This window comes from Erwinia persicina (assembly GCF_019844095.1).
In the GTDB taxonomy this organism is placed as follows: Bacteria; Pseudomonadota; Gammaproteobacteria; order Enterobacterales; family Enterobacteriaceae; genus Erwinia; species Erwinia persicina.
This window is the reverse complement of sequence record NZ_CP082141.1, coordinates 1,494,370-1,517,197: the sequence shown is the minus strand read 5'-3', so window position 1 is coordinate 1,517,197 and position 22,828 is coordinate 1,494,370. Positions and strand designations below refer to the sequence as shown.

General features: G+C 58.6%; 18 protein-coding genes. 6 read left to right on the top strand and 12 right to left on the bottom strand.

Annotated features, from left to right (window positions below; all coding sequences use genetic code 11):
- Positions 1-45 precede the first annotated feature (45 nt).
- Complete coding sequence (locus K6L24_RS06905) at positions 46-1,017, bottom strand: helix-turn-helix domain-containing protein (protein WP_222682092.1); 972 nt, start codon at positions 1,015-1,017, stop codon at positions 46-48.
- 76 nt (positions 1,018-1,093) lie between these two features.
- Between K6L24_RS06905 and K6L24_RS06900 the strand changes: the two genes are divergently transcribed.
- Positions 1,094-2,104, top strand: a complete 1,011-nt coding sequence (locus tag K6L24_RS06900) for an alpha/beta hydrolase family protein (RefSeq protein WP_062742932.1) — start codon at positions 1,094-1,096, stop codon at positions 2,102-2,104.
- Between the two features lie 62 nt (positions 2,105-2,166).
- Here K6L24_RS06900 and gyrA read toward each other — a convergent pair whose 3' ends face one another.
- Positions 2,167-4,803 carry a DNA topoisomerase (ATP-hydrolyzing) subunit A gene (gene gyrA / locus K6L24_RS06895; RefSeq protein WP_118663703.1) on the bottom strand — a complete coding sequence of 879 codons (2,637 nt, stop codon included), beginning with the start codon at positions 4,801-4,803 and terminating at the stop codon, positions 2,167-2,169.
- Between the two features lie 226 nt (positions 4,804-5,029).
- Between gyrA and ubiG the strand changes: the two genes are divergently transcribed.
- The 4 genes from ubiG (at position 5,030) to yfaE (ending at position 9,999) form a co-directional block, all read left to right on the top strand.
- Positions 5,030-5,761 carry a bifunctional 2-polyprenyl-6-hydroxyphenol methylase/3-demethylubiquinol 3-O-methyltransferase UbiG gene (ubiG, locus tag K6L24_RS06890; protein ID WP_062742934.1) on the top strand — a complete coding sequence of 244 codons (732 nt, stop codon included), beginning with the start codon at positions 5,030-5,032 and terminating at the stop codon, positions 5,759-5,761.
- A 483-nt stretch (positions 5,762-6,244) separates the two neighbouring features.
- Positions 6,245-8,530 carry a class 1a ribonucleoside-diphosphate reductase subunit alpha gene (gene nrdA / locus K6L24_RS06885; RefSeq protein ID WP_062742935.1) on the top strand — a complete coding sequence of 762 codons (2,286 nt, stop codon included), beginning with the start codon at positions 6,245-6,247 and terminating at the stop codon, positions 8,528-8,530.
- A gap of 82 nt (positions 8,531-8,612) precedes the next feature.
- The gene (nrdB, locus tag K6L24_RS06880; protein WP_062742936.1) at positions 8,613-9,743 is read left to right on the top strand and encodes a class Ia ribonucleoside-diphosphate reductase subunit beta; all 1,131 of its coding nucleotides are present in this window, start codon (positions 8,613-8,615) and stop codon (positions 9,741-9,743) included.
- 1 nt (position 9,744) lies between these two features.
- Positions 9,745-9,999 carry a class I ribonucleotide reductase maintenance protein YfaE gene (gene yfaE, locus K6L24_RS06875; RefSeq protein WP_118663702.1) on the top strand — a complete coding sequence of 85 codons (255 nt, stop codon included), beginning with the start codon at positions 9,745-9,747 and terminating at the stop codon, positions 9,997-9,999.
- 104 nt (positions 10,000-10,103) lie between these two features.
- Here the strand turns inward: yfaE and K6L24_RS06870 are convergent, their stop codons facing one another.
- The 8 genes from K6L24_RS06870 to elaB all read right to left on the bottom strand — a co-directional run bounded on the left by K6L24_RS06870 (position 10,104) and on the right by elaB (position 18,777).
- Positions 10,104-11,294: a nicotinamide mononucleotide deamidase-related protein YfaY gene (locus K6L24_RS06870; protein ID WP_137269768.1), complete on the bottom strand. Its 1,191-nt coding sequence runs from the start codon at positions 11,292-11,294 to the stop codon at positions 10,104-10,106.
- A gap of 80 nt (positions 11,295-11,374) precedes the next feature.
- Positions 11,375-12,733, bottom strand: coding sequence for an o-succinylbenzoate--CoA ligase (gene menE, locus K6L24_RS06865; protein ID WP_222682302.1), 1,359 nt, complete (start codon positions 12,731-12,733; stop codon positions 11,375-11,377).
- Entirely contained in the window at positions 12,721-13,689 is a 969-nt protein-coding gene (menC, locus tag K6L24_RS06860) for an o-succinylbenzoate synthase (RefSeq protein WP_222682091.1), read from the bottom strand. Before menC ends, menE begins: the two co-directional genes overlap by 13 nt.
- Complete coding sequence (gene menB, locus K6L24_RS06855) at positions 13,689-14,546, bottom strand: 1,4-dihydroxy-2-naphthoyl-CoA synthase (protein ID WP_062742941.1); 858 nt, start codon at positions 14,544-14,546, stop codon at positions 13,689-13,691. The genes menC and menB overlap by 1 nt, the downstream gene beginning before the upstream one ends.
- 9 nt (positions 14,547-14,555) lie before the next feature.
- A complete protein-coding gene (gene menH, locus K6L24_RS06850; RefSeq protein ID WP_222682090.1) occupies positions 14,556-15,323 on the bottom strand; it encodes a 2-succinyl-6-hydroxy-2,4-cyclohexadiene-1-carboxylate synthase in 768 nt (255 codons plus the stop codon).
- The gene (gene menD / locus K6L24_RS06845) at positions 15,320-16,987 is read right to left on the bottom strand and encodes a 2-succinyl-5-enolpyruvyl-6-hydroxy-3-cyclohexene-1-carboxylic-acid synthase (RefSeq protein WP_222682301.1); all 1,668 of its coding nucleotides are present in this window, start codon (positions 16,985-16,987) and stop codon (positions 15,320-15,322) included. The genes menH and menD overlap by 4 nt, the downstream gene beginning before the upstream one ends.
- An 85-nt stretch (positions 16,988-17,072) precedes the next feature.
- Positions 17,073-18,329 carry an isochorismate synthase gene (locus K6L24_RS06840; protein WP_222682089.1) on the bottom strand — a complete coding sequence of 419 codons (1,257 nt, stop codon included), beginning with the start codon at positions 18,327-18,329 and terminating at the stop codon, positions 17,073-17,075.
- Between the two features lie 136 nt (positions 18,330-18,465).
- A complete protein-coding gene (gene elaB, locus K6L24_RS06835; protein ID WP_062742943.1) occupies positions 18,466-18,777 on the bottom strand; it encodes a stress response protein ElaB in 312 nt (103 codons plus the stop codon).
- A 333-nt stretch (positions 18,778-19,110) separates the two neighbouring features.
- Between elaB and K6L24_RS06830 the strand changes: the two genes are divergently transcribed.
- Entirely contained in the window at positions 19,111-20,769 is a 1,659-nt protein-coding gene (locus K6L24_RS06830; protein WP_062742944.1) for a glucan biosynthesis protein D, read from the top strand.
- 62 nt (positions 20,770-20,831) lie between these two features.
- Here K6L24_RS06830 and K6L24_RS06825 read toward each other — a convergent pair whose 3' ends face one another.
- Both K6L24_RS06825 and nuoN read right to left on the bottom strand, forming a co-directional pair.
- Positions 20,832-21,293, bottom strand: a complete 462-nt coding sequence (locus tag K6L24_RS06825; RefSeq protein WP_222682088.1) for a GNAT family N-acetyltransferase — start codon at positions 21,291-21,293, stop codon at positions 20,832-20,834.
- A 73-nt stretch (positions 21,294-21,366) separates the two neighbouring features.
- Positions 21,367-22,824: an NADH-quinone oxidoreductase subunit NuoN gene (nuoN, locus tag K6L24_RS06820; protein ID WP_062742946.1), complete on the bottom strand. Its 1,458-nt coding sequence runs from the start codon at positions 22,822-22,824 to the stop codon at positions 21,367-21,369.
- Positions 22,825-22,828 lie beyond the last annotated feature (4 nt).

Below are 22,828 nucleotides of genomic sequence, written 5' to 3'. Positions count from 1 at the left end.
GCATGGTAAAAAAGCCAGTTATCCCCGCCGACGCCGCACGCTATTTCAGTGATTTTCAGCCTGTTCCCAGGCCTCTTTTCGCCACTGCGTCGGTGTTTTTCCGGTGATGCGTCGAAACTCACGATTAAAGTTGGATTTAGTCTGAAAACCGACGTGTTCCATTACCTCAATAACGGTCTCACCACTGCCCTTCAGCCGATCGCCCGCTTCACGAATGCGCCAGCCATTGATGTAGTGTGACACGCTCTGCTGATGCAGGGCGTTTATCGCCGCCGACACCTGCCGCGACGGGATGCCGGCCTTGCGTGCCAGCCGCGTCAGGCTCAGCTGGGGTTCCCGGTACAGCCCGTCCTGCATCAGGGCCTCAATCCGCGTCATCACCGCCCCGTCCTCAGGACTGGCCAGTCTGGCGATCCGGGGGGTGACCTGCGGGGAGCTTTGCCGGGCGAGCAGCAGCAGCAGCGACATCACGCCCACCATCAACAGATTGCCTACCAACCTTGAGCCATCGCTTCCCTTTCCGGCGGCAAAGACCGCAGAGCCTGAAATAATGACATCCAGCCACGCCACGGCGATCAGCAGCAGCGCCAGTGCCTGCCAGCCGCGCAACGTCAGCGCACCGTCATTGCCCGGCACCACACTGCCCCGCCGGAGCCGCCAAAACATCAGGCCGGCACAGCCCAGCCAGACTATGGTCATCAGAACGTCAATACCCTGGGGGAAGAACAGCACGCAGGCGACCATCATCGCCAGAACCAGCGCGCTGTAGCCAGTCCTCAGCGGCCCCCCTGTCGCCTGCAGCAGTGCCAGATGACACAGCAAAGGCAGAGCCGCAGCGGTCACCGGCTGCAGCCTGCGCCAGAAAAACTCCTGCGGTAGCAGCACGGCCAGCCCGGCAATCAGGCTGTGTACCAGACACAGACCAAGCAGCAGCTGGAAAAGATGCCCGCGATCGCGGCGCTGCAACAACAGCAGAATGCAGATCAGACTGAGCAGAAAATTAACCGGTATCAGCATAGGACTCTATCGCGATCGAGGACGCCACGCGCCTGTAAAGTTCTGATAATACGCCTTTTCTAGCTCAGGAGTGAATATGATGCGCACTATTATTTCCGCCATACTGCTGGTTCTCAGTTACCCCGTATGGAGCTTTTCCGTTGGCACTCAGCAGGATATCGTCGTGGATCCCCACACTCAGCGCAGCCTCAGTGTTCGTCTCTTCTACCCCAGCCACACTCAGCAGCAGGCGGAGCTGCAGGCAGAAAGCGGCGTCTTCTCCGGCTTCACGGCCATCCCTCACGCACCGCTGGCGGCAGGACGTTTTCCACTGATTATTCTCAGCCACGGTAGCGGCGGTAATAATACCAGCCTCGCCTGGCTGGCCGTGCCGCTGGCGGCGCGGGGGATTGTGGTGATTGCCGCCAGCCATCCCGGCAGCACCACGGGTGACTCGCGGCCTGCTACCGACCTGACCCTGCAAACAGCCGATCTCTCCGCTCTGCTGACTCACTACCTGGCGAGTCCGGTCTGGCAGCAGGCCATAGACCGGCAAAAAATCGGTGCAGTGGGACACTCAAAAGGGGGTTACAGCGTGCTGGCACTGGCCGGTGGCCGTATAAACCGTCAGCGGCTGAACCACTACTGCCAGACAATGCCGCAGATGCCAGACTGCCAGTTTTACTACCGTGACGGTGTCCGGCTGGAAAAAACCGATGATACCCGACTGGCGGCCAGCTATCGCGACCGCCGCTTCCGGTTTGTCGTCGCTCTTGACCCGGCGATGAGCTACGTCCTGATCCCGGACAGCCTCCGCACCATCAACGTGCCGGTTCTGGCGATAGCCGCCGGGTATTATATTCGCGCCACCGGCAGTCTGACGCTGGGCGTCGATGGTCTGTCGCTGCCGCAGGTGAAGCTGCAGGACGCGGGGCATTTCGACTTCCTGCCGGTATGTCAGCCGTCAGCAACGGCGATTCTGGCGGAGGAAGGCGAGGCTTTCCTCTGCGAAACGCCTCGCGCACAGAGGGAGGCGATCCATCAGCAGACGCTGGCGGCCATCAGCCAGTTTATGCAGCATAACGGCTTTCTCAACGTACCACGCTAGCCTGAATCGCAGGCAAAAAAAAGCCGGTTCGCAGTGAACCGGCTTTCTCCAGGGGCTAAGGATTACTCCTCATCAGCCTCCGGGGCATCGTCGTCGTTTTCCACTTCCGGGGCGATATCATCATCCCCTTCCGCAACGCTGCCATCGATAGCATCCAGTTCATCTTCTGCTACCGGTTCAGCCACGCGCTGCAGGCCAACCACGTTCTCATCTTCTGCGGTACGGATCAGGATAACACCCTGGGTGTTACGCCCCACCACACTCACTTCAGAAACACGGGTACGTACCAGCGTGCCAGCATCGGTGATCATCATGATCTGATCGCTGTCAACAACCTGTACTGCCCCGATGACCGGCCCGTTACGCTCAGTCACTTTGATGGAGATGACGCCCTGGGTTGCACGCGACTTGGTCGGATACTCGCTGTTAGCAGTACGCTTGCCGTAGCCGTTCTGCGTGACGGTCATGATCGCACCATCATCACGCGGTACAATCAGTGACACAACACGGTCGCCTTCCGCCAGCTTGATACCGCGCACGCCGGAAGCCGTACGGCCCATAGCACGCACTGCACTTTCTGCGAAGCGAACCACTTTACCAGCGGCGGAGAACAGCATCGCTTCATCGCTGCCGTTGGTCAGTGCCACGCCGATCAGCTCATCATCATCACGCAGGTTGACGGCAATAATACCGGCGCTGCGCGGACGGCTGAACTCTTTCAGCGCGGTTTTCTTCACGGTACCGCTGGCGGTAGCCATAAAGATATTGAAGCCTTCAGCATACTCGCGTACCGGCAGGATCGCCGTAATACGTTCGTTGGCTTCCAGCGGCAGCAGGTTGACGATAGGACGTCCACGCGCACCACGGCTGGCTTCCGGCAGCTGATAAACCTTCATCCAGTACAGACGGCCCCGGCTTGAGAAGCAGAGAATGGTGTCATGGGTGTTGGCCACCAGCAGGCGGTCAATAAAGTCTTCTTCTTTGATACGTGCGGCTGACTTGCCTTTACCACCGCGGCGCTGCGCTTCGTAATCCGTCAGAGGCTGATACTTGACGTAGCCCTGGTGCGACAGGGTCACAACAACATCTTCCTGGTTAATCAGGTCTTCGATGTTGATGTCGGCACTGTTGGCGGTAATTTCGGTGCGACGCTTGTCGCCGAACTGATCGCGGATCAGCTCCAGCTCTTCGCGGATCACTTCCATCAGGCGCTCGGAGCTGCCCAGAATACGCAGCAGTTCGGCAATCTGCTCCAGCAGCTCTTTATATTCGTCGAGCAGTTTTTCATGCTCAAGACCCGTCAGTTTCTGCAGGCGTAAATCCAGGATCGCCTGAGCCTGCTGCTCGGTCAGATAGTACTGGCCATCGCGAATACCGAACTCATCTTCCAGCCACTCAGGGCGGGCAGCATCGTCACCGGCACGTTCCAGCATCGCCGAGACATTTCCCAGCGCCCATGGCTGTGCAATCAGACCCGCTTTCGCTTCCGACGGGGATGCTGCACGGCGGATTAACTCGATAATCGGGTCAATATTGGCCAGTGCCACGGCAAGGGCTTCGAGGATATGGGCACGATCGCGCGCTTTGCGCAGTTCAAAGATGGTACGGCGGGTGATCACTTCACGACGGTGACGCACGAAGGCTTCCAGAATATCCTTCAGCGGCATAATCTTAGGCTGGCCCTGATGCAGTGCCACCATGTTGATGCCAAAGGACGTCTGAAGCTGGGTCAGCGAATAAAGGTTATTCAGCACCACTTCGCCTACCGCATCGCGTTTCACTTCGATCACGATACGCATACCGTCTTTATCAGACTCATCGCGCAGCGCGCTGATGCCTTCAAGACGTTTCTCTTTAACCAGTTCAGCAATCTTCTCAATCAGGCGCGCTTTGTTCACCTGATAAGGGATTTCATGCACGATAATGGTTTCGCGACCGGTTTTTGCGTCGACTTCCACTTCGCCACGGGCGCGGATGTAAATTTTACCCCGGCCGGTGCGATAGGCTTCTTCGATTCCACGGCGACCGTTGATGATCGCGGCTGTCGGGAAGTCCGGGCCAGGGATGTGCTCCATCAGGCCTTCAACGGTAATATTCTCGTCTTCGATATACGCCAGACAGCCGTTAATCACTTCAATCAGGTTGTGCGGTGGAATATTGGTCGCCATACCGACTGCAATCCCTGAGGAGCCGTTAATCAGCAGGTTGGGTACCCGCGTTGGCATCACTTCCGGGATCTGCTCAGTGCCATCATAGTTTGGCACAAAGTCGACGGTGTCTTTTTCCAGATCCGCTAACAATTCGTGAGCGATTTTGGACATACGGACTTCGGTATAACGCATTGCCGCAGCGGAGTCGCCGTCCACGGAACCGAAGTTACCCTGGCCATCAACCAGCATATAACGCAGCGAGAACGGCTGTGCCATACGCACGATGGTGTCATACACGGCGGTGTCGCCATGAGGGTGATATTTACCGATAACGTCGCCGACGACACGGGCGGATTTTTTATAAGCTTTGTTCCAGTCATTACCGAGCACGTTCATAGCGTAAAGCACGCGGCGGTGAACCGGCTTTAAGCCATCACGGACATCTGGCAGCGCACGGCCAACGATGACCGACATTGCGTAATCCAGATAGGAGTTCTTTAACTCTTCTTCGATATTGACCGGTGTAATTTCGCGGGCGAGGTCGCTCATGGACGCGCTTTCCTTACTGTTATTCCCGGATTCAAAGGTGCGAAAGTATATCACATTGCGTCCAGGTGTTGAATGGAAAGCATCGCTTTGGCCGCTTTATTGCATTCTGTCTCTTTGTGGATCCGCTACCCTGACAGCCCCCCGTCAACATGCGCCCCCTACAAAGATGCAACTTGAACGATGAGGGGTATATACTGCGTCAAACTTTGGCTGGAGTATTAACCCAATGAATGCAGAACAAAACACAGGCACACAGAACGTTGACCACGGTGAGATCGCCAAATTCGAAGCCGTCGCATCACGCTGGTGGGACCTGGAAGGGGAGTTCAAACCCCTGCACCGCATCAATCCGCTGCGCCTTGGCTGGATTGCTCAACACGCGGATGGCCTGTTTGGCAAAAAGGTGCTGGATGTCGGCTGCGGCGGCGGTATTCTCGCTGAAAGCATGGCACGCGAAGGCGCAAACGTCACCGGCCTGGATATGGGGGCGGAACCGCTGGAAGTGGCACGCCTGCATGCGCTGGAGAGCGGTGTCACCATTGATTACGTCCAGCAGACCGTGGAAGAACACGCGGAGCAGTTCGCCGGTCAGTACGACGTGGTGACCTGCATGGAGATGCTGGAGCACGTGCCGGACCCGCGTTCCGTGGTTCACGCCTGCGCGCGTCTGGTGAAGCCGGGGGGGGAAGTCTTTTTCTCCACTCTTAACCGCAACAGCAAATCCTGGCTGATGGCGATTATCGGTGCGGAATACGTCCTGCGTATGGTGCCACGCGGCACGCACGATATTAAAAAGTTTATTCGCCCGGCGGAACTGCTGAACTGGGTGGATGAAACGCCCCTGCGTGAACGTCATATCATTGGCCTGCACTACAATCCCGTGACCAATCACTTTAAGCTGGCCCCGGGTGTCGATGTTAACTATATGGTGCACGCACATCGCGCGCCCGACACGTAAAGACGAACTTACGGGCGGAGAACATTCCGCCCATACCGCAGGGTTTTGCCTTTCATTGCCGGACAGGGATAAGATCGTTTTCGTCTTACCTCTCGCTTTGGGATCAGAGTACGCTGTGACCATCATGCCAGTTTGGCTGTGAGGCGCGCTATCATGTGTACTTTTGCAGCAACAAAATGCTGGAAATTTTCAGGCTGAACAAGAAACCCGCGCTCGATCAAAATTCTAAAAAATTTCTCAACCCATTGACAATGACCCAGGGCCTTGAGAAACGTGGACTTAGGAAAAATGCGCCCCCCACAACCGTAGTTTTCCCTGAAAATCAAGCCTTGTTAAGCACGCGGAAATTACTAGAATACTCACCATATTGTTATCAAGATTTCCCTCAACCCCTATATATAGTGTTTATCCACAGAGTTACTCACAATGAGAAATCTGTGTATAAGCGTGGGGATTATTTGTTAAGGACAGGTAAAACGCGACATGAATCAGAGTCTGCTTGTAACCAAACGCGATGGCCGCACCGAGCGTATCGATCTCGATAAAATCCACCGTGTTCTCGACTGGGCTGCCGAAGGACTGCAAAACGTCTCCGTCTCCCAGGTTGAGCTGCGATCCCACATCCAGTTCTACGAAGGTATCCGCACTTCTGATATCCATGAAACCGTCATCAAGTCCGCAGCTGACCTGATCTCCCGCGATGCCCCTGACTATCAGTACATGGCCGCCCGTCTGGCTATCTTCCACCTGCGTAAAAAAGCATACGGCCAGTTTGAGCCACCGAAACTGATCGACCAGGTGAAACGCATGGTTGAGATGGGTAAATATGACCATCACCTGCTGGAAGACTACAGCGCGGAAGAGTTTGAGCTGATGGACGGCTTTATCGACCACTGGCGCGATATGAACTTCTCCTACGCTGCCGTCAAGCAGCTGGAAGGCAAGTATCTGGTGCAGAACCGCGTCAGCGGTGATATCTATGAAAGCGCCCAGTTCCTCTACATTCTGGTGGCGGCCTGCCTGTTCTCTGGCTACCCGCGTGAGACCCGTCTGGACTACGTGAAGCGTTTCTATGATGCGATCTCCACCTTTAAGATCTCACTGCCGACGCCGATTATGTCGGGCGTACGCACCCCTACCCGCCAGTTCAGCTCCTGTGTGCTGATCGAGTGCGGTGACAGTCTGGACTCTATCAACGCCACCTCCAGCGCCATCGTGAAGTATGTGTCTCAGCGTGCCGGTATCGGCATCAATGCCGGACGTATCCGCGCGCTGGGCAGCCCGATCCGCGGCGGTGAAGCGTTCCATACCGGCTGTATTCCCTTCTACAAACATTTCCAGACCGCAGTGAAGTCCTGCTCTCAGGGCGGCGTGCGCGGTGGTGCCGCAACGTTGTTCTACCCGATGTGGCACCTGGAAGTCGAAAGCCTGCTGGTACTGAAAAACAACCGTGGTGTGGAAGGTAACCGCGTGCGCCACATGGACTACGGCGTTCAGATCAACAAGCTGATGTATCAGCGCCTGCTGAAAGGCGAAGATATCACCCTGTTCAGCCCGTCTGACGTGCCTGGCCTGTACGATGCCTTCTTCGCGAATCAGGAAGAGTTTGAGCGTCTGTACACCAAATATGAACAGGACAGCAGCATCCGCAAGCAGCGTATTAAAGCCGTGGATCTGTTCTCACTGATGATGCAGGAGCGCGCCTCTACAGGCCGTATCTACATTCAGAACGTTGACCACTGCAACACCCACAGCCCGTTTGACCCGGCAATTGCTCCAGTGCGCCAGTCAAATCTGTGCCTGGAAATTGCCCTGCCGACCAAGCCGATGATGGACGTCAACGACGAAAATGGCGAAATTGCCCTTTGTACGCTGTCGGCATTTAACCTGGGGGCGATTGAAAGCCTGGACGACCTGCAGGAGCTGGCAACGCTGGCTGTGCGTGCGCTGGATGCCCTGCTGGACTACCAGGACTACCCTATCCCGGCCGCAAAACGTGGCGCGATGGGCCGCCGTACGCTGGGTATTGGCGTCATTAACTATGCTTACTACCTGGCGAAGAACGGCGTTCGTTACTCCGACGGCAGTGCAAACGAACTGACGCACCAGACCTTCGAGGCTATTCAGTACTGGCTGCTGAAAGCCTCTAATGATCTGGCGATTGAGCAGGGTGCCTGCCCGTGGTTTAACGAAACCACCTATTCCCAGGGCATTATGCCGATCGACACCTACAAGAAAGACCTGGATGCGATCTGTAATACCCCGCTGCTGCTGGACTGGGATGCGCTGCGCGAGTCGGTGAAAAAACACGGCCTGCGTAACTCCACCCTGTCTGCGCTGATGCCGTCAGAAACCTCTTCGCAGATTTCTAACGCCACCAACGGTATTGAACCGCCGCGCGGCCATATCAGCATTAAAGCGTCGAAAGACGGTATCCTGCGTCAGGTGGTGCCAGAGTATGAGCGCCTGAAGGATAACTATGAACTGCTGTGGGATATGCCGAATAACGACGGCTATCTGCAGCTGGTCGGCCTGATGCAGAAATTTATCGACCAGGCGATTTCATCGAACACCAACTACGACCCGACGCGCTTCGCCAACGGTAAAGTACCGATGAAGCAGCTGCTGAAAGATCTGCTGACCGCCTACAAGTTCGGCGTGAAAACGCTGTACTACCAGAACACCCGCGACGGTGCGGAAGATACGCAGGAAGACCTGGTGCCCTCCATTCAGGATGACGGCTGCGAAAGCGGTGCCTGCAAAATCTAACCGGCAGGGGCGGTCAGCGCCGCCCCTTTTACGATTTCCCTACGGGGCCAGCATGCTGGCCCTGACTCATTTGGATTGAATCATGGCTTACACAACGTTTTCGCAGAATAAAAACAACCAGCTGTTGGAACCGATGTTCTTCGGTCAGCCGGTGAACGTGGCGCGCTTCGACCAGCAGAAATACGATATCTTTGAAAAACTGATCGAAAAGCAGCTCTCTTTCTTCTGGCGTCCGGAGGAAGTTGACGTCTCCCGCGATCGTATCGACTACCAGGCGCTGCCGGATCACGAGAAGCACATTTTTATCAGCAACCTGAAATATCAGACCCTGCTGGACTCCATTCAGGGACGCAGCCCGAACGTCGCGCTGCTGCCGCTGATCTCGATTCCTGAGCTGGAAACCTGGATTGAAACCTGGGCGTTCTCAGAGACAATCCACTCGCGCTCATACACCCATATCATTCGTAATATCGTCAACGATCCGGCGCTGGTATTCGACGATATTGTTACCAACGAGCAGATCCTGTCACGTGCTAAAGACATCTCTGGCTACTACGACGATCTGATCGAGATGACCAGCTACTGGCATCTGCTGGGCGAAGGCACGCACGAGGTCAACGGTAAATCCGTGACCGTCAGCCTGCGCGCACTGAAAAAACAGCTGTATATCTGCCTGATGAGCGTTAACGCACTAGAAGCCATTCGCTTTTACGTCAGCTTTGCCTGTTCCTTCGCGTTCGCCGAACGTGAACTGATGGAAGGCAACGCTAAAATCATCAAGCTGATTGCCCGTGATGAAGCGCTGCACCTGACCGGCACGCAGCATATGCTGAACCTGCTGCGCAGCGGCGAAGACGACCCGGAAATGGCGGAGATTGCTAAAGAGTGTCGCCAGGAGTGCTACGACCTGTTTGTGCTGGCAGCCGAGCAGGAGAAAGAGTGGGCGGAATATCTGTTCAGCGGCGGTTCGATGATCGGCCTGAACAAAGACATTCTCTGGCAGTACATTGAGTACATCACCAACATCCGCATGAACGCCGTCGGCCTGGATCTGCCGTTTAAAACCCGCTCAAACCCAATTCCGTGGATCAACTCCTGGCTGGTGTCCGATAACGTTCAGGTGGCACCGCAGGAAGTGGAAGTCAGCTCTTATCTGGTCGGTCAGATTGACTCTGAAGTGAATGCCGACGACCTCAGCGACTTCGAGCTGTAAGATGGCGAGCATTACACTGCGTACCTCCGGTATGCAGCTTGAGTGTGATGATGAGCACCCTTCCCTGCTGGCCGCGCTGGAGTCGCACCGGGTATGTGTGGAGTATCAGTGCCGTGAAGGCTACTGCGGCTCATGCCGTACCCGTTTGCTGAAGGGAGAAGTCAGTTACAGCGCGACGCCGCTGGCCTTTGTCAATCAGGGTGAAATTCTGCCCTGCTGCTGCAAGGCCGACGGGGATATAGAGATCGAGTTGTAGACGGCGGTGCCCGCCACCGGCACGACCGGAAAAAAAGGCCCCCTCCACGCACGGCAACACATCCCCCAGGGCTGACCTTCTTTAGGGGCAGCCCTTTTTAATGCTTATAACGTTTCCACGACGTCAATCCAGCCATGGCCGGTGGTGACTTTCTGCCCGTTCAGCCAGCGGCGCAGCATATTCATTGCCAGCATGGCGACCATATCCTGCCGGGCTTTCAGGCCGTGACGGCTGACGTTAAATTTCACCTTTTGGGCAAAGGTACCGTCCGGGGTATGCAGCGCGAAGCCCAGACGGTCGTCCTCCAGCCCGCCCACCACCAGCGCCAGCCTGGCGTGATTCTGCCTGGCCAGCTGCTGACTGCGCGCCGCCAGCACCCCCAGCGACTCACTCTGATTAGGTAACACGTTACCCGCGGCCAGCGAGGCCCCCGCAGAGATCAGCTGCCACTGCAACAGCCCGGCGCTGAACTGTTCGCTGATGCTCAGCGACAGTTTGTGTTCCTTCAGGCGACGCGCCAGTTGTTCAGGCAGAGTTTCAAACCCTTCGAAGATCACGCTGTCCCCGGCAATTTCACGTACCTGCTGCCAGAACAGCTCCATCTCTGCTCTTTTTGACGCCGGACCGTTCAGCTTCAGTTCAATGATCGGCATGGAGGCACGATAGCCCATCACCACACCTTCCGGCAGCGTCAGGGGTTCAATATCGGACGCCAGATCGCTTTCCCCGCGGCCAAAGGTCGTCATGCGCAGGCATAACGGCGGCTCCGGCAGTTGGAAGCGCGCCTTGAGGCGCGGCAGGATTTGATCCATCACCATCACTTTGTATTCGGAGGGCACGCCGGGCGTGAAGAAAATCCAGCAACGGTTGAGCTGCATGGCAAAACCGCAGGCCGTCCCCACCGGATTATCGATCATCTCAGCACCCTGTGGGATCTCCGCCTGCTTGCGGTTGCTGGGGGCCATTGCCTTACCGCGGCTGGCAAAGAAGGCTTCCATTTTCACCAGCCACTCAGGGTGGAGCTCCAGCCCGACCCCGGCGGCAGTGGCCGCTGCCAGCGCGCTTAAGTCATCACTGGTCGGGCCCAGCCCGCCGTTGACGATCAGCACATCGGCCACCTTGCTGCGTTCAGTCAGTACGGTGACCAGCTCCTGCAGGCTGTCACCCACCGTCTGACGGCTGGTCATCGGCAAGCCGTGTTCAAACAGTACGCCAGCCAGCCAGGCCGCATTGGTGTCGACGATCTGTCCGTGCAGGACTTCGTCGCCCGTCGCGAGCATTTCCACTCTTATCATGTTGTTCTCCGGTGTACTTATGTCATGACACTGTAGGAAGCCCTTCGGGGAAACACAATGTCCTTTTCGACAACACCCGGTTATTTCTGCTGCTGCGCGACCCACGCCTTCAGCTGCTGGCGGGAACGTTTAAGGGATCCCCCCTCTGCCGCCGGCAGCGGATACCATGCCACCGGGCGCTGATAGCCGGCGAGCCGCGGGGCAGCCCAGGCTGCAAGGTGGTCCAGAGCGATCCCGCCTTCGACCAGCGCCACCGGCCGCTGACCGTACTCGGCACTCGCCTGCGGCACGATAAACACCTGCGTGACCGCTGGATGTGCCTGCACGATTTTTTCGATCTGTTCGGGCTGCACGCCTTCGCCACCGGAGAAAAAGAGATTATCGCGTCGCCCGTCAATCACCAGCTCACCCTGCAGCCAGCGGCCACGGTCGCCGGTGTGTAACCAGCCGTCAGCGTCAGCCAGCGGCCGTAGCGCACCCGCCGACCAGTACCCCGATGCCAGCGCCGGCGAACGAACCCACACTTCGCCCTCCACCAGACGAACCTGATAGCCGGGTAAAGGCGCCCCGACGCCGGAACGGTGATCTGCCCGCCGGGCGCAAACGGTCGAGGCAGTTTCAGTCATACCATAGCCGCAGTAGCAGCGCAGCCCGGCCTCTTCAGCCTTACGGGTCAGCGCCCCCGGGATCTGTGCGCCACCGAGCAGCACCGCACGCAGGCTGCCGGGCAGTGCAGGTTGTTGCAGCAGACGCCAGAGTTGGGTTGGAACCAGGGAGGCCAGCGTACTCCGTGCCAGGGCGGCATGAAAACCCTGGGCATCAGGGATCACCAGGGTCGCCCCCACCCGTAGCCAGCGCCAGAGGATCCCCTGACCGGAGACGTGATACAGTGGCAGGGACAGCAGCCAGCGGTCATGCCTCTGAGCGTCCATCAGTGTGGCTACCGCTGCCGCGCTGTAAAGATGAGCAGCAAAAGTGTGTGCGGCGGCTTTGGGAAGCCCGGTGGAGCCGGATGTCAGCGTCAGCGTGGCGATCCGCTCCGGCTGCCACGGGAGGCTGCTCTCCCCCCTCCCCCGGGTCAGCGCCAGCGCCGGAAGCGGCACTGCCACAGTCTCCGCCAGGTTCAGCATAAAATCGGCTGACAGCCCCGGCAGCAGCGCATCCAGCTGGTCGCCAGGCAACCCGGGGTTGAGCCCCAGCACCCGCGCGCCGGAGGTCAGCAGCCCGAGCCAGGCCAGCAGGGCATCAAGACTGTTACCGCTGCGCAGGGTTACCAGGTCTCCCGCATTGACCCCCTGCTGGCGAAAACCGGCGGCCTGTTCGCTGATGGCCTGCCCCAGCTGCTGCCAGCTCAGACGCTGCTGGCCGGTATCAATGGCCAGTGCATCCGGGCAACGGAGCTGCCAGCCGCGCCACGGCCAGTCGGTTATCGCTGCCAGAGACATGACAACGCTTCGCTGCCCTGAACGGGGAGCGCACTGCCCGGCCACGCCCTGAGCACCTGCTGCTGCATCAGCTGCAGCGTGTCCAGCCCCGGCAGCACTCCCGGCGTCAGCCAGTGTGCCAGCCTCGCCAGCAGAGTCAGTCCAAAGCTGGACTCCAGCGCACTGCTGATCACCGGGGTCAGCCCATGCGCCTGCGCCTGTCTCACCTGGTGCTGCACCCTCTCAATGCTGCCGGTCAGCATGGGTTTGATCACTACCGCGACTACGCCGGGCGCTGCGCTCAGGGCGTCTGGCTCCTCACGCAGGGTTTCGTCCCAGGCAATATTAATGCCGGTCGCGGCGGCGAAGGCCAGGCTTTGCTGCCGATCCCTGCACGGCTCCTCGATGAACGCGATGCGTGAACGCAGCGCGGGTGGGACATGGCGGGCGAAACTCAGCGCTTTTTCCAGCGTCCAGCTGCGGTTAGCATCCAGCCGCAGGGTCAGTTGCGGCAGTGCTTCAAGCAGCAGGCTGGCCTGCATCCCGTCACGTACCGCCTCGTACAAGCCCACCTTCATTTTCGCCAGCGGCTGCGGCTGCTGACACAGACGCTGAAACAGCGCATCGGGGTCACCGCTGCACAGCTGCGCCAGACGGTACTCTCCCTCTACGGGCAGCGTATTGCCCAACCCGGCCAGCGCACAGCTGATGCCAAACGCGACAGAAGGGAGATGACTTTCCGCGGGCACCACGCCATCACACCACTGTGACAGCCAGCCGGTGGCCTGCTCCCGTGCCTGTTCCGGCGTTTCATGACTGAACTCCGGCAGTGGCGCAATCTCGCCCCAGCCCTCCGCCTGCCCGTCCCACAGCCTCACCAGCATCCCCTGTCGCACTTTTAACCGCTGATGGCGCAGTACCACCCCGGCCTCCAGCGCGATTTGATATTCGTACAGCGCGGCGCGACGCATCAGGGATTACGCCGGAACGGACTGAAGTCAGGCTGCCGTTTCTGGTTAAAGGCATTGCGCCCTTCCTGCCCCTCTTCGGTCATATAGAACAGCATGGTGGCATTACCGGCCAGCTCCTGCAGCCCGGCCTGCCCGTCGCAGTCGGCATTGAGGGCCGCCTTCAGACAGCGCAGCGCCATCGGGCTGTTTTGCAGCATCTCGCGGCACCAGCGTACCGTCTCTTTTTCCAGTTCAGCCAGCGGAACCACCGTATTCACCAGCCCCATATCCAGCGCCTGCCGGGCATCGTACATCCGGCAGAGGAACCATATCTCGCGCGCCTTTTTCTGACCGACGATGCGCGCCATATAGGCCGCCCCCCAGCCGCCGTCAAACGAGCCGACTTTCGGCCCCGTCTGACCAAACTGCGCGTTATCAGCAGCAATTGTCAGGTCACACATCATGTGCAGTACGTGCCCGCCGCCCACGGCGTAACCCGCCACCATCGCCACCACTGGCTTCGGGCAGGTGCGGATCTGCCGCTGCAGATCGAGGACATTCAGATGATGAACACCAGCGTCATCCTGATAGCCGCCGTAATCGCCACGCACTTTCTGATCCCCGCCGGAGCAAAAGGCCAGATCGCCTTCTCCGGTCAGCACGATGACCCCCACTGCCGGATCCCGCCGGGCGTTATCCAGTGCCTGCTGGATTTCCACGATGGTCTGCGGGCGAAAAGCATTGCGCACCTGCGGGCGGTTGAGGGTGATTTTCGCAATACCATCGGCAGTTTTGTGATAGCGAATATCGCCGTAGTCAGCACCGCAATCCTGCCACTGCACCGGGGCATAAAGCTGTTTTTCATCGGGATACAACATCAGGGCTCCTTAATTATGGTTGAGCACACGGGCAAGCTGATGGGCAAACGCCAGGGGGTTCGCCAGGTGTGTGTTATGACCCGCAGCAGGAATGACCGCTGGGGGAAGCGCCGCCTGTCGGGCCAGCTGTAAAAATTTCTGATCCCACTCACCGCACAGATAGCGAAACGGAAAATTTTTCTCCCGCAGTTCGGGCAACAGATCCGGCTGCGCCGACAGTGAGGTAGCCTGGAGCATCGCCGCCAGGTCTTCGCCACGATTATTCAGCCGCCGGGCCACCAGACGCTGTCGCTCGACAGCCGTCAGTTCGGCAAAAACCGGCTGCTGATACCACAAATCCAGTACCTGGCCGAGCGGCTGCTGGCGGAACCGCGCTGCCCAACTAAGATCGTGATCGCGGCGGTGGCGGCGTTCGACGGGGTTACTGAGGCCAAAATGCCCCGCCTCCACCAGCAGCCCCGCCAGGCCGCTTCCGGCATGACGACAGGCGTGATACAACGCCAGCCGGCCGCCCAGCGAGTAGCCTATAAGCCAGTAGCGATCGACCTGATGGAAGTGCAGCGTGGCGTTAAGCCGCTGTGACAGATCGTCGAAATCCGTGACGGTCTGCGCCTGGGATCCACCGTGGCCGGGCAGGTCAACACTCAGCAGCGGCCAGTGGCTGAAATAGCGCTGTACCGGCTGCCAGTCCGCCGCGCTGCCGAGAAAGCCGTGCAGCCAGACCAGCACCGGACGCGTACTCTGGTGGTGCCCCTGCCAGTGTGCATGAAGCATCATAAATGGATTACCTCACTGGCACAGCGCGCCAGGGTTTGGGCACCTTCGTCCCCGTGGGTCACAACTTCGATCAGCGTCACGCCGCCCTGAAAGCCCTGCGCGACCGACTGCCGGAGCGCCTCCCAACGGGTGGGGCGGGCAAACTGCAAGCCAAACAGCGCCGCTGCGTGGCAGAAGTCGACCCTGGGGGGTAAGGTGAAGAAGCGTTCCCGTTCAGCGGAAGGCGTGGGCAGCATGGAAAAGATCTGACCGCCCTGATTATTGATGACGATCACCACGACCGGGGCAGAAGCCTGTTGCAGCAGCGCCAGACTGTTGAGATCGTACAGCGCGGACAGATCGCCCAGCAGGATCAGCAGCGGCCGTGCCGTGCCCCGCTGGACACCCGCGGCCGTCGCCAGCAGACCGTCAATGCCGCTGGCACCGCGATTACAGTAGAGCGGATAACCCGCAGGAAGCTGCGCAAAAGCATCGACCAGACGAACCGAAAGGCTGTTGCCGATGAACAGCGCCCCGTTTTCGGGCAGCAGCCCGCTCAGACGGTGGGCCAGTTGCGCCTCGCCAAACGACTGCAGATGCTGTGCCAGGTACTGCACGGTACGTCCGGCCAGCCGGGCCAGTTCCGGGCACCAGGGACGATGCGCGGCGGCAGGATGGCGTTGCAGCCAGTCAGTCATCTCTGCCTGGATTCGCCGGCCACGCACGCTGCCAGGGTGGCGCTGACCTGGCAGGGGATCGACCAGCCAGTAGGTATCCGGGCGGCAGCTGTTCTGGTAATCCAGCAGATTTTTGCCGGTCAGACTGCCGCCAAACTGCACCACGATTTCCGCCCCCGCCAGCGCCTGCCGTGCCGCCGGATGCGCCAGCCACAGGGCGGCACAGGGCAGAGGCTGCCCGGTCTGCGACACCACGTCACCCAGCAGTGGCCAGCCCAGCTCACTGGCCCACACGGCCAGCAGACTGCCCTCCTGTGCGCTGATGCGTCCGGCAATCACTACCCCGCGTTTATTCCGCCACTGTGGCCAGTCATTTTCGACGGGAGTGGCATGCTGTTGCGGGTAATGTAGCCAGGGCTCCCGGCTGTGCCACCAGCTCCCGAGTTCATCCTGCCACGCGTGGAAGTCGTCGCTGTCGGGGCCATACAGGGGTTCTGCAAACGGGCAGTTAATATGCACGCCGCCGTGTTGCTGCTGTGCCAGCAGGGTGTCCACCGCTGATACCAGCCAGCGCGCCGGAACGGAAGGCGTGGGACGGGGAAGATTGAGGGATGCGCTAACGTGAGGTGCAAAGATGCCGATCTGGTCAATCGCCTGATTCGCACCGCAGTGGATCAGTTCAGGGGGGCGATCGGCACTGATGGCCACCAGCTTTTCACCGGTGAGCTGCGCCTCTACCAGCGCCGGATGCAGATTCGCCACGGCCGTCCCGGAGGTGACGATCATCGCGACAGGCTGTCCGGTGGCTTTTGCCAGCCCCAGGGCCAGAAAACCCAGGCCCCGTTCGTCAAAATGCGTATGACATAACACGTTTTCACAGGCCGCGGCTGCCAGCGCCAGCGGAGCCGATCGGGAGCCCGGGGCAATGCAGATGTGACGCACGCCGTGGCGCGTCAGCGTTTCCAGCAGTACGTTAGCCCAGCGGCGATTGAACGTTGCGTGCGACAGGTCTTGCTGCATAGCCACTCCCGATCAAAAATCCTCGCGCTATTATAATCAGCCGCTTTCGTCGTCTTTTTGATTTGGGCCAGCTTTACCCCCGCTTTCCCACCGCCAGTAACGCGCCGAGGGTCGCGGCTTTACTCTCGACCTCGTGCCATTCCTGCTCCGGATCGGAGCCGCTGACGATCCCCGCCCCGGCATAGAGACGCACCCGACTTTCCGCCACCAGGGCACAGCGCAGAACGACGGAGAACTCGCTCTGTGATTGCGACAGATAGCCGATCGATCCGCTGTACCAGCCGCGTGCGAAAGGTTCATGCTGGCGGATAAAGGCCAGTGCCTCCGCGCGCGGCAGTCCTGCCACCGCTGCCGTCGGCTGCAGACGCGCCACACAGTCGGCATCATCAGGCTGCAACAGCCGGGCGCGGATACGTCGCCGCAAATGCTGCAGGTGCCGGAGGGGAAGCAGCTCTGCCGGCATCACCTCCAGCCCGGTGACAGCGCCCTCCAGGCGCTGGCGAATATCGTCGACCACCAGGCCGTTTTCCCACTGATTTTTTCTGTCCTCCAGCAGCCCCGCCTGTTCCAGCCTGGCGGTTCCGGCCAGCGCTTCACTCTCCAGCTGACTCCCCTGCCGCGCATACAACCGCTCAGGGCTCGACCCGATCAGCGCCTGCCCTGCGCCGGTCGCCAGCATAAAGTGGTAGCAGCGGGGATTAATTCGCCGGCTGGCGGCCAGCAGCGCAGCCGCTGACAGCGGGCCGGACAGGGTGACATCGCTGGCACGCGCCAGCACGACTTTATCCAGCTCTCCTGCCGTAATCGCCGCCAGGGCCAGGCTGACCCGCCGCAGCCAGCCGGGTTTATCCGGCCACTGATGTACTGCTACGGCATGAGGTAACGGCAGCGCAGGGCTGGCCGGACGCAGGGCCCTGAGCCAGCATGCCATCCGCTGGGCTTCCTGCTGCAGGGAACCGTCACTGACCAGATTGAGCATTAACCGCTGGCCGGTAGCATCCTGCTGCCAGAGCAGCGCGGGCAGGAAGAAGAAGCTGCTACCGTCAAAACGGTTTGCTCCCGGCAGTCGCCAGCCCGCCGGGAGTGACGCAAGGCGCCGCGTCGCAGACAGGGTGGAGTCAAACTCCTCCAGCGCCCCGCAGGCGGCCATAAATGCCTCACCGCTACGATCCTGCCAGTAAAACTGTGGCCAGCAGGTCTGGGCATCCAGCCAGTTCAGGGCATCAGTATCAGGTGACAACGGGACGCAAAGCTGCTGCTGACCGGGTGCAGAGACCCTGACCTGCAGGAGCTGGTGAATAAGCTGGTCTATAGCCCGGGCAAGTTGCATGCTGACCTCAGCGATAAAACAAAGGGAGGTCTATCGTAGCGGCAGAGAAAACAGGAAATATTGATCCGGACAAGGGGGAACAGCGGAGAGGTCAATGAAACAGACGCCAGGAGGCGTCTGTTAGCAAACGTATCTGTTAGCGACGTGCCAGCAGCAGGCCGATCACCAGGCCGACGGTCGCACCGACGCCAATACCCTGCCACGGTTTATCATGGACATAGTCGTCTGCGCGCGTCACTGCCTGACGGGCACGAACGTAGTAGGTATCCGACGCGTTACTGATGCGGGATTTCACCTGATGCAGCGATTTTTCTGCTTTGGCTTTCAGCTCTACGTATTTCTGATCGGCCGGATCGCCCGACGACTTCAGCACTTCTTCCAGTGTTTCAGTGAGCAGCGCCAGATCATCATCGAGGCGAGTTTCATGTGGTTCAGTCGTAGTAGTCATTTCCATTCTCCTTGGGCGAGTAAACGTCGTCAGATAACTATAGACAGTTTCCACCGCTTTGTTTGACGAAAACTACCAGGAATTAACTGAGAATAGCGAACGGCCTGTTGCGGGCGGTGTGCGGACAGTGCTGTAAATTCCGATATTTACGTTAATTCACATGCGAAAGCACTGCGGTATTTAGATTTATCTGATAAATTTTGCGTGAACTGAATCATTACCCTGGCAGGCTGTCGTAACTCCCTGTAGCCGGACACAATCCGGCCGAGCGAATGCGTGCAAACGCACGACAGTCACTACAAACTCCGTTCACCTGAGGAAATTATTTCCGGCATGAATCGAAGAATGTTTATGAAAGCGTCAATGGCATTCGCAACCCTCAGTGGGATGTCGGGTTTATCCACGTTGTTCTCCCAGGCTGCCTGGGCTGAAGACGGGATTGCCGATGGTTCCGCCAAGCGATTTGATTTTGATGTGCTTAAAAAAATGGCCGCCGATATGGCAAAACAGGCCTATGGTGGCGCTCCGGCACCGTTGCCCGAAACGCTGGCAACGCTGACTCCGCAGGCCTATAACGAAATCCAGTATGATGCTAACCACTCGCTGTGGAACGGCATCGATAATCGCCAGCTTGATGTTCAGTTCTTCCACGTGGGGATGGGCTTTAAACGCCGTATCCGCATGTTCTCGGTTGATGGTGCGAGTCGTGAGGCCCGTGAAATCCACTTCCGCCCTGAGCTGTTCAATTACAACGATGCACACGTTGACACCAAACAGCTGGAAGGTAAAACCGATCTCGGCTTCGCCGGTTTTCGCGCGTTTAAAAAACCAGAGCTGGCAAAACGGGATATCGTTTCCTTCCTCGGGGCCAGCTACTTCCGCGCGGTAGATGAGACCTTCCAGTACGGCCTGTCCGCCCGCGGCGTGGCGATCGACACCTTCAGCAACGGTAAGGAAGAGTTCCCGGACTTCACCGCCTTCTGGTTTGAAACGCCAAAAGCCGATGACACCACCTTTGTGGTCTATACCCTGCTGGATGGGCCAAGCTGCACCGGCGCGTTTAAATTTACCATTCACTGTGAAGACAAACGCGTGGTGATGGAAGTGGAAAACCACATTTACGCGCGCAAGGATATCCAGCAGCTGGGTATCTCCCCGATGACCACCATGTTCAGCTGCGGCAATAACGAACGCCGCATGTGCGACACTATCCACCCGCAGATCCACGACTCCGATCGCCTGGCGATGTGGACCGGTTCAGGTGAGTGGATCTGTCGCCCGTTGAACAACCCCCAGCGTCTGACGTTCAATGCCTATCAGGATGAAAATCCGCGCGGTTTTGGTATGTTGCAGCTGAACCATGACTTTGACAGCTACCAGGATGTAATTGGCTGGTATAACAAGCGCCCAAGCCTGTGGGTGGAGCCGGTCGGCAAATGGGGCAAAGGGGCGATTAACCTGATGGAGATCCCGACCACCGGGGAGACACTGGATAATATCGTCTGCTTCTGGCAGCCAGCCGACGCCATTAAAGCCGGGAGCGAGCACAGCTTCTCCTACAAGCTTTACTGGAGCGGTCTGCCGCCGGTACGCAGCGGGCTGGCACGCGTGAATGCCACCCGCACCGGTATGGGCGGCTTCCCGGAAGGCTGGGCACCGGGTGAACACTACCCGAACGTCTGGGCTCGCCGTTTTGCCGTCGATTTTGTAGGGGGGGATCTGAAAGCCGCTGCGCCGAAAGGTATTGAGCCGGTGATTAACATCTCTTCCGGCACGCTGAAGCAGGTTGAAATCCTCTACGTTGAACCGATCAACGGTTATCGTATTCTCTTCGACTGGTACCCTGACAGCGACGCCACCGATCCGGTGAATATGCGTCTGTTCCTGCGGACCAAAGATGAGACGCTGAGTGAAACCTGGCTGTATCAGTATGTCCCACCGCCGCCGGATAAGCGTAAATACGTGGATGACCGGGTCATGACCGCCGGTTAAGAGCGCGTAAAGCAAATGATGTGGGGCGACCGAAAAGTCGCCCTCCTGTGGCGTACGCAGGATTACATGCCCTGCGTACGCTGCATATCAATATGCGGAATACCGTCTTCCAGATACACTTCACTGACCGCCACAAATCCCTGACGACCATAAAACCCCTGCAAATGCGCCTGTGCTGAAAGAAAAATTGGCTGCCCGGGCCAGTGCTGTTCGCAGCTATTTATCGCCTGCGCCATCAGCCGGCTGCCCAGATTCAGTCCGCGTATATCGCCGGATACAATCACCCGACCAATCTTCACCGGCTTACCGACGCAGTCCGGGCCCAGAATGCGCAGATACGCCACCAGTTTATCCTTCAGCATCCCCAGCAGATGGCGATTTTCACCCATCAAATCCGCACCATCAATATCGAGATAAGGGCACTGCTGCTCAACGATAAATACCGCGTTACGCAATGCCAGCAGCCGGTAGAGCTGAGAGGCTGTGAGTTCGCTGTGGTGCAGGTCCTGCCAGATAATATCCATTAACTTAGCTCCTCCGCTGAAGCAAAAAAAATCGGGCCACTGTGGGCCCGATTATTACCTGTAATGCATCAGATTACATCAGTGGTTGCGCCAGTTTCACCAGCGAAATCAGCGGCTGCGGGAAGATACCCAGTATCAACACCAGAATCGCAGAGATCAGCACTACCACTCCACCGGCGGTAAATGCCCAGTTGGCCGGCGCGTCACGCTGAGATAACTCAGGCGGAGACAGATACAGGCTGACGGTCATACGCAGGTAGTAGTACAGACCAATGGCACTGCCCAGTACCACCGCACCGGTCAGCCACCACAGCTGCGCACTGACGCCCACGGCAATCACATAGAACTTACCGATAAAGCCCAGCGTCATCGGGATACCCGCCAGCGACAGCATCATCACGGTCATGACTGACGCGAGGATCGGACGGTGCCAGAACAGACCACGGTAAGAGTACATGGAATCCGCATCCGGGCCACGGTACGGGCTGGACATCAGGCTGACCACACCGAAAGCACCCAGGCTGCTGAACAGATAACCGGCCAGGTAAACGCCCACCGTTTCCATTGACAGCTGATGAGTCTGCACGGCGATCAGTGCCACCAGCAGGTAGCCCAGGTGAGCGATCGAGGAGTAACCCAGCAGACGCTTAATGTTACTCTGCGAGATGGCCATCAGGTTACCGAACAACATCGAGGCGACCGCAATCAGACTGAGAACGATGCGCACCCCCTCGTTGTCGGCCATTGGCGCATACATAAACAGACGCATCAGCACGCCAAAAATGGCGATCTTGCTGGCAGTCGCCAGGAAGGTCGATACCGGAGCTGGCGCGCCCTGGTAAACATCCGGCGTCCACAGGTGGAATGGCACCAGCGACAGTTTAAAGCCAAAGCCGACGATCATCATACCCAGACCGGCCAGCAACAGCGGTTCATTGATAACACCGTCGTTCAGACTTTTGCCCAGTGAGGCAAAGCTCAGGCTACCCGAATCGGCATAGACCAGCGCCATACCGAACAGCAGGAACGACGAGGCGGCCGCCGACAGAATGGTGTATTTAATGGCGGCTTCCAGCGAGCGTTTTTGCTGGAAAGCGTACCCCACCAGGCCAAACAGCGGCAGTGAGATCAGCTCGATGCCAATAAACAGCGAAGCAAGATGGTTCGCACTGGCCAGAACCACACCACCCAGGGCAGCAATCAGCACCAGCAGATAGAACTCTTCGCGATTATCCGGATAGGTTGCCAGCCACGGGTAGGCGAAGGTACAGGTGGCCAGGCTGGCCAGGATCACCAGCCCGGTATACAGCATTGAATAACCGTCCACCCGCATCAGCGGGGTAACGTCCATTGGCCCTGCCTGGCCGACAAAGTACAGAGAAAACAGCGCCAGGTTCAGACCGACCACGGCCAGCGTCGCATTCACGAAGTGGTTGCGTCGCCACGCAATGGACAGCATCACAACTACCACCGTCAATCCGACGATCAGCAGCGGCAGAAGCGCGATCAATTGTTGAGGAGTTATTGTCATGGCG